Below are 1,290 nucleotides of genomic sequence, written 5' to 3' on the forward strand. Positions count from 1 at the left end.
CCCGATTTTCAGGGCCATCCATAAATCGAGTTTGCTCTCCATTTGTGTGCCATCATTCGGCGGCGTGAGCAATGGGCGCGGGCGCGGAGCCCTCAGATAGCTCAAGCGGCTGCGCCCATTGCGTTTTGTCGAAGGGACGCGCTACGGCGAACTCCTCCGGGGTTCGGTATTTCAGGCTGCTGTGCGGGCGCTCTGTATTGTAATCGATCCTCCAGTTTTCGATTATCTCGCGCGCCTCACGGATACTGGTGAACCAGTGCTGGTTCAGACATTCATCCCGAAAATGCCCATTAAAGCTCTCGATGTAGGCGTTCTGTGTGGGCTTGCCGGGATCGATGAAATACAACTGCACGCCGTTGTCATCTGCCCAGGCATCAAGTGCGCGCCCTCGCAGTTCGGGCACATTATCCACGACCAGAATGTCAGGATATCCGCGTTCACGGGCAACCCTTTCCAGCATTTCCACCACCCGCTCACCGGGCAGTGAGAAATCCACTTCAATCGCGGGACACTCGCGTGTGCAATCGTCCTTGAGGTTGGCGGTTCGGAATTTGCGCCCGTTCGCCAGTGCGTCACTGGTGAAATCCAATGACCACCTTTGGTTGGCCGCAATCGGGCACCAGCCGCCCTCACGGCCTTCCTTGGGGATCTTCTTGCGCTTGGTGCGGCGTAGCCACAGCCGTTCTTCGCGGTAAATGCGCTCAACGACTTTGACATTCACCTTGAAGCCTTCGCGCACCAGCTTGGCATGCAGCATGCGATAACCATACCTCCTATGCTTTCCAGACAGCGTGATCAGGCGTTCCCGGAGCCGCGCGTGGCGATCCGGACGCGCCTGATAGGTCAGGCTCGATCTGGATATCCCGACCAGCCTGCACGCCCGCCTTTGCGTGAATTGGTGTTCTGCGATCAACATGAGCACCGCATCCCGACGGGCGGCAGGCGTCAGGAGTTTTTGCCAGCAGCCCCTTGAGACCAGCATTATCGAGCATCGCATCGGCCAGCAGCCGCTTGAGTTCCGCGTTCTCTGCCTCCAGGTCCTTCAGGCGGCGCAGCTCGGATACCGTCATGCCGCCATACTTGGCTTTCCACTTGTACAGTGTCGCATCGGACATCCCATGCTTGCGGCAAAGCTCCGAGACCTTCGCCCCGGCAGCATACTCCTGCAAAATCCCGACAATCTGTTCCTCTGTGAAACGTGACTTCCGCATTCTTCGTTCTCCTCGTTGCTTTGAACGTTACGAGAACAAACTCTCCTTTTAAATGGTCCGAAATCTTGGGGGCAGGTCA

1 protein-coding gene is annotated in these 1,290 nt (G+C 57.4%); it reads right to left on the reverse strand.

Going from position 1 to position 1,290, the window contains the following annotated elements; all coding sequences use genetic code 11:
- Positions 1 to 52 precede the first annotated feature (52 nt).
- A protein-coding gene (locus DJ029_RS21470) for an IS3 family transposase (RefSeq protein ID WP_370445261.1) occupies positions 53 to 1,211 on the reverse strand; the annotation gives its coding sequence in 2 pieces (ribosomal slippage) (positions 53 to 956 and positions 955 to 1,211; 1,161 coding nt in all).
- Positions 1,212 to 1,290 lie beyond the last annotated feature (79 nt).

Source organism: Oceanibium sediminis, from assembly GCF_003265325.1.
In the GTDB taxonomy this organism is placed as follows: Bacteria; Pseudomonadota; Alphaproteobacteria; order Rhodobacterales; family Rhodobacteraceae; genus Halovulum; species Halovulum sediminis.